The organism is Candidatus Sulfotelmatobacter sp., from assembly GCA_035498555.1.
In the GTDB taxonomy this organism is placed as follows: Bacteria; Eisenbacteria; RBG-16-71-46; order RBG-16-71-46; family RBG-16-71-46; genus DATKAB01.
On sequence record DATKAB010000104.1, the window covers coordinates 1 to 5,532 of the forward strand.

Below are 5,532 nucleotides of genomic sequence, written 5' to 3' on the forward strand. Positions count from 1 at the left end.
GCCTACGACCCGACGCTGGAACTGATCGGCGACGCGGCGCACTCGACGCAGCCGTCGAACTCCACGACGCCGTCCACGCTGTCGTATCCGATCGCGCCCGACACGCGCTCGAGCCAGGTGGGCGCCAATCTGCGGCAGTACATCGGCACCGGCGGCGCGCTGACGGTGCGGGCCAACGGCCTGCGCCAGACGTCCGAGGGCGCAATCGCGCTGATCAATCCCGCCTACGGCGCGCAGGTGGGCGCCGAGTTCCGCCAGCCGCTGCTGCGCGGACGCGCCACCGATCCTGCGCGGCTGGCGATGAACGTGGCCACCGCCGATCGCGAGCGCGCCGAGTCGTCGCTCGAAGGCGACTTGAACGCAACGCTGGCGGGCGTCGAGCGCGCCTACTGGGTGCTGGTCGCGGCCCGGCAGGTGGTGAGCGTGCGCGAAGAAGCGGTCGCGCTTGCTCAGGAGCAGCTCGACGAGACGCGGACGCGGATCGAGGGCGGTGCTGCGCCCGCGACCGAGCTGGCGCAGCCACGCGCCGAGCTCGAGCGCCGGCGCGCCGACCTGCTCGCCGCGCGCGAAAACCTGTCGCGCGCCGACAATCAGCTCAAGCTCCTCATCTTCCGCGACGACGATTCGCAGCCGTGGGGCGATACGATCGCGCCCGCCGACACCGGCGTGGTGGACTCGGTGACGCTCGATCGCGACGCGCTGATGAAGCAGGCGCTGGCGGCGCGGCCGGAGCTGGGCGCCTTCTCGGCCCTGGTGACGCGGCGCGAGGCCGAGAGCCGCGGCGCCGAGGATCAGGAGTGGCCGCAGCTCGACGCGGTGCTCTCGTACGACCGCTACGGCGTGGCCGGCAGCGCCAATCCGTTCTCGGCGCTGGGCCCGCTGCCGTCGGTGCTCGACGGCGACCTGAGCGACGCGTTCCACATGCTCGGCGAGGGCGGCTACAACGCGTTTCATGTCGGCGTCTCGCTCGGGCTGCCGATCGGCAATCGCGAAGCGCGCGGTGCTTCGGCGGCGGCGCGCGCGGTCGAGGAGCAGGCCCAGGCCGACCTCGCCCGCGCCCGCAAGACCATCCGCGTCGAGGTGCTCGACGCGTGCGCAGCGGTCGAGACCGCCACACGCCGCATCGAGGCGACGCGCGCGGCGCGCGAGGCGGCCGAAGTGCAGCTCTCCGCCGAGAAGGACCGCTACCAGACCGGGCTCTCCATCAACTTCCTGGTGCTCACGCGCCAGAACGATTTGTCGAGCGCGCGTCTCGACGAGATTTCGGCGCGCACCGAATACCTGACCGCGCGCACCGAGCTCCTGCGCGCGACCGGAACTCTGAGTGGACTTCGTGGCATCAATTCGAGCGAGATCGGAGGCATGAGATGAGAAAGCGCATGTTGATCCTGGTGGCCGCGCTGCTGGCATTCACCATCGCGGTCGGGTCGTACAAGTTCTTCCAGATCAAGGCGGCGATCGCGGCCGGCACGGCCTGGACGCCGCCGCCCGAGGCGGTCACCACGGTGGTCGCGTCGAGCGAGAAGTGGCCCGCGACGCTGTCGCCCATCGGAACGGTGGCCGCGGTCCACGGCGTGACGGTGAGCGCCGACCTGCCGGGCATCGTCGAGAGCATCACGTTCGACTCCGGGCGCAACGTCAAGGCCGGCGACGTGCTGGTGAGGCTCGACACCAGCCAGGAGCGCGCGCAACTCGCCGCCGCCCAGGCCGCGGCCGAGCTCGCGAAGCTCAACGCTGACCGCACTCAGAAGCTGTTCGAGAAGCAGGTGATCTCGCAGGCCGAGTTCGACCAGACCAACGCCGAGCTCAAGCAGGCCGAAGCCCACGTCGGCGAGATCCAGGCGGTGATCGAGCGGAAGACCATTCACGCGCCGTTCTCGGGCACGCTCGGCATCCGGAGGGTCAACGTCGGGCAGTACCTCACCGCTGGCGATCCGATCGTGCCGCTCCAGTCGATGGATCCGGTCTACGTCAACTTCACCGTGCCGCAGCAGCAGCTCGCCGAGCTGCGCCTCGGCGCGGCGGTGCGCGTCACGGCCGAGAGCCTCGCCGCGGGACCGATCGGACACATCACCGCGATCAATTCGCAGGTGGACGAGTCGACCCGCAACGTCCAGATCCAGGCGACCTTCGAGAACCCGCGCGGCACGCTTCGCCCCGGCATGTTCGTAGACGTCGAGGTGAGCGTCGGCAGCGGCCAACCGGTGGTGGCGCTGCCGGCCTCGGCGATCAGCTACGCGCCCTACGGCAACTCGGTGTTCGTGGTCGCCGAGATGAAGAGCCCGAAGGGCCAGACCTACAAGGGCGTCGAGCAGCGCTTCGTGACGCTGGGCGCGGGCCGCGGCGACCAGGTCGCGGTGGTCTCGGGCGTCCACGCCGGCGACGAGGTCGTGACCTCGGGCGTGTTCAAGCTGCGCAACGGCGCGGCGGTGCTGGTCAACAACAAGGTGCGGCCGTCCAACAATCCCGCGCCCAAGCCGGAGGACAGCTGATGAAATTCACCGATCTGTTCGTCAAGCGGCCGGTGCTGGCGATCGTGGTCAATCTGGTGATCCTGATCGCCGGGCTCCAGGCGGTGCGCTCGCTCAGCGTGCGGCAGTACCCGCGCAGCGACATCGCGGTGGTCTCGGTGACCACCAACTACGTCGGCGCCAGCTCGGACCTGGTGATGGGATTCATCACCACGCCGCTCGAGCGGGTGATCGCGAGCGCCGACGGCATCGACTACATCGAGTCCTCGAGCGCCCAGGGATTGAGCACCATCAACGTGCACTTGAAGCTCAACTACGACATCAACGCGGCGCTCACGCAGATCCAGGCGAAAGTGGCGCAAGTTCGAAACGACCTGCCGCCCGAGGCCGAGGCGCCGGTGATCGACGTGCAGACCGCCGACAATCAGTTCGCGGCCATGTACATCGGGTTCTCGTCGGACGCGCTCGACCAGAACCAGATCACCGACTATCTGACGCGCGTGGTGCAGCCCAAGCTGAGCGCGATCCAGGGCGTTCAGCGCGCCGACATCCTGGGCGGGCGCAAGTTCGCGATGCGCGTGTGGCTCAAGCCCGAGAAGATGGCGGCGATGGGCATTTCGGCGACCCAGGTGCGACAGGCGCTGGCGGCCAACAACTATCTATCCACGCTCGGCAGCACCAAGGGCTCGATGGTGTCCATCAATCTGGTGGCCAACACCAATCTCCAGACGGTGGACGAGTTCCGCAAGCTGGTGGTCAAGGAGCAGGGTGGCGACATCGTGCGGCTCGGGGACATCGCCGACGTGGTGCTGGGCGCCGAAGACTACAACCAGGACGTGCGCTTCGACGGCCGCACCGCCACGTTCATGGGCGTCTGGGTGCTGCCCAACGCGAACGCGCTCGAGGTCATCAAGCGCGTGCGCGCGGCGATCCCCGACATCCAGGCGCGGCTGCCGGTCGGCATGAAGATCGGCATCCCGTACGACTCGACCGAGTACATCTCGGACGCGATTCGCGAGGTGCTGAAGACCCTCACCGAAACCCTGGCGATCGTTGTGCTGGTGATCTTCCTGTTCCTCGGCTCGTTCCGCGCCGTGCTCATTCCCATCGTGGCCATCCCGATTTCGCTGATCGGCGCCTTCTTCCTGATGATGGCGGCAGGCTTCACCATCAACCTGCTGACGCTGCTCGCCATCGTGCTCTCGGTGGGGCTGGTGGTGGACGACGCAATCGTGATGGTGGAGAACGTCGAACGTCACCTGCGAGCCGGAGCCACTCCCATTCAAGCGGCGCTCGATGCGGCCCGCGAGCTGACCGGGCCGATCATCTCGATGACCATCACGCTGGCCGCGGTCTACACGCCGATCGCGATTCAGGGCGGATTGACCGGCTCGCTGTTCCGGGAGTTCGCGCTGACCCTGGCCGGCGCGGTGGTGGTGTCGGGCGTGGTGGCGCTGACGCTCTCGCCGATGATGGGATCGAAGCTGCTGCGCGAAGGGGACACCGAGCGCGGCTTCGCCGGCTGGATCAACCGGCGCTTCGACTCGGTGCGTGCCTTCTACACGCGCATTCTCTCCAACACGCTCAAGGCGCGACCGGTGGTCTACGTGGCGTGGGCGTTCGTGCTGCTCATGATCGCGCCCTTCTACATGTTCTCGCAGAAGGAGCTGGCGCCGAATGAAGACCAGAGCGTGGTATTCGGCATCCTGCAGGCGTCGCCCAACTCCACGCTCGATCAGACCAAGCTCTACGCCGCGGCGGTGAACGACGTGTATCAGTCGATGCCCGAGGCCAAGCACGTGTTCCAGCTCACCTTCCCGACCGGCGGCTTCGGCGGCATGGTGACCAAGCCTTGGAGCGAGCGAAAGAAGAGCATCGCGCAGCTCCAGCTGGCGGCGGCGGGCGGCATGTCGAGAATTCCGGGCGTGCGCGTGATCACCGCGATCCCGCCGGCGCTCCCTGGCGGCGGCAATTTCCCGGTGGATCTGGTGATCGCCTCGACCGCCGGCCCGCAGGAGCTGTCGGAGTTCGCGAATCGGCTGGTGCAGAAGGCCTACGCGAGCGGCATGTTCATGTTCGCCGACGCCGATCTCAAGTACGACCAGCCACAGACGCGCGTGGTGTTCGACCGCGACAAGTTGCGCTCGCAGGGCGTGGACCTGAGCCAGGCCGGCCAGGACCTCTCGACCCTGCTGGGCGGCAACTTCGTCAACCGGTTCAGCATTCAGGGGCGCAGCTACAAGGTGATTCCGCAGGTGAAGCGCAGCGAGCGGCTCACGCCCGATCAGCTGAAGGACATCTACGTGACCGGACAACAGGGGCAGCTAGTGCCGCTGTCCACTTTCGCCACGCTCGAGAACACCACCGAGCCGCGTGACTTGAAGCGCTTCCAGCAGCTGAACGCGGTGCGCATCCAGGGCGTGATTCCGCCCGGCGTGTCGCTCGACGCGGCCCTGGGCGCGCTCGAGACCGAGGCGAAGAAGATCCTGCCGCCCGGCTACACCATTGACTACGCGGGCGAGTCGCGCCAGCTGCGCACCGAAGGTGGCGCGTTCCTCGGCGTGTTCCTGCTCTCGGCGATCCTGATCTTCCTGGTGCTGGCGGCGCAGTTCGAGAGCTTCCGCGATCCGTTCGTGATCCTGGCGGGCTCGGCGCCGCTGGCGGTCGCGGGCGCGCTGTTCTTCTCGTTCATGGGCTTCACCACGCTCAACATCTACAGCCAGGTGGGGCTGATCACCCTGGTCGGTCTGGTGGCGAAGAACGGCATCCTCATCGTCCAGTTCGCGAACGAGCTGCAGGAGCGAGGGCTCGGCAAGCTCGCCGCGGTGATCGAAGCGGCCGGCACGCGGTTGCGGCCGATTCTCATGACCACCGCGGCCACCGTGTTCGGCCACCTGCCGCTTATCTTCGCGCACGGGCCCGGCGCCGGAGCACGCAACAGCATCGGCATCATGCTCGTATCCGGAATGATCATCGGCACCGTGTTCACGCTGCTGGTGGTGCCGTCGATCTACATGCTGGTGGCGAAGGTGCACGAAAGATCCGAAGAGCCGGCCGAAGC

3 protein-coding genes are annotated in these 5,532 nt (G+C 67.7%); all 3 read left to right on the plus strand.

Annotated features, from left to right (window positions below):
- Nucleotides 1-1,371 (plus strand): TolC family protein (locus VMJ70_09400; GenBank protein ID HTO91334.1); only part of this gene is annotated, 1,371 nt, incomplete at its 5' end.
- Nucleotides 1,368-2,492: an efflux RND transporter periplasmic adaptor subunit gene (locus VMJ70_09405; GenBank protein HTO91335.1), complete on the plus strand. Its 1,125-nt coding sequence runs from the start codon at nucleotides 1,368-1,370 to the stop codon at nucleotides 2,490-2,492. The genes VMJ70_09400 and VMJ70_09405, both read left to right, overlap by 4 nt.
- Nucleotides 2,492-5,532, plus strand: a 3,041-nt coding sequence (locus tag VMJ70_09410; protein ID HTO91336.1) for an efflux RND transporter permease subunit, incomplete at its 3' end; no start/stop codon positions are given. The genes VMJ70_09405 and VMJ70_09410, both read left to right, overlap by 1 nt.

Excerpts from the sequence above, each read along its gene's own strand:
- VMJ70_09405 (HTO91335.1), top strand. The coding sequence starts at position 1,368 with ATGAGAAAGCGCATGTTGATCCTGGTGGCCGCGCTGCTGGCATTCACC.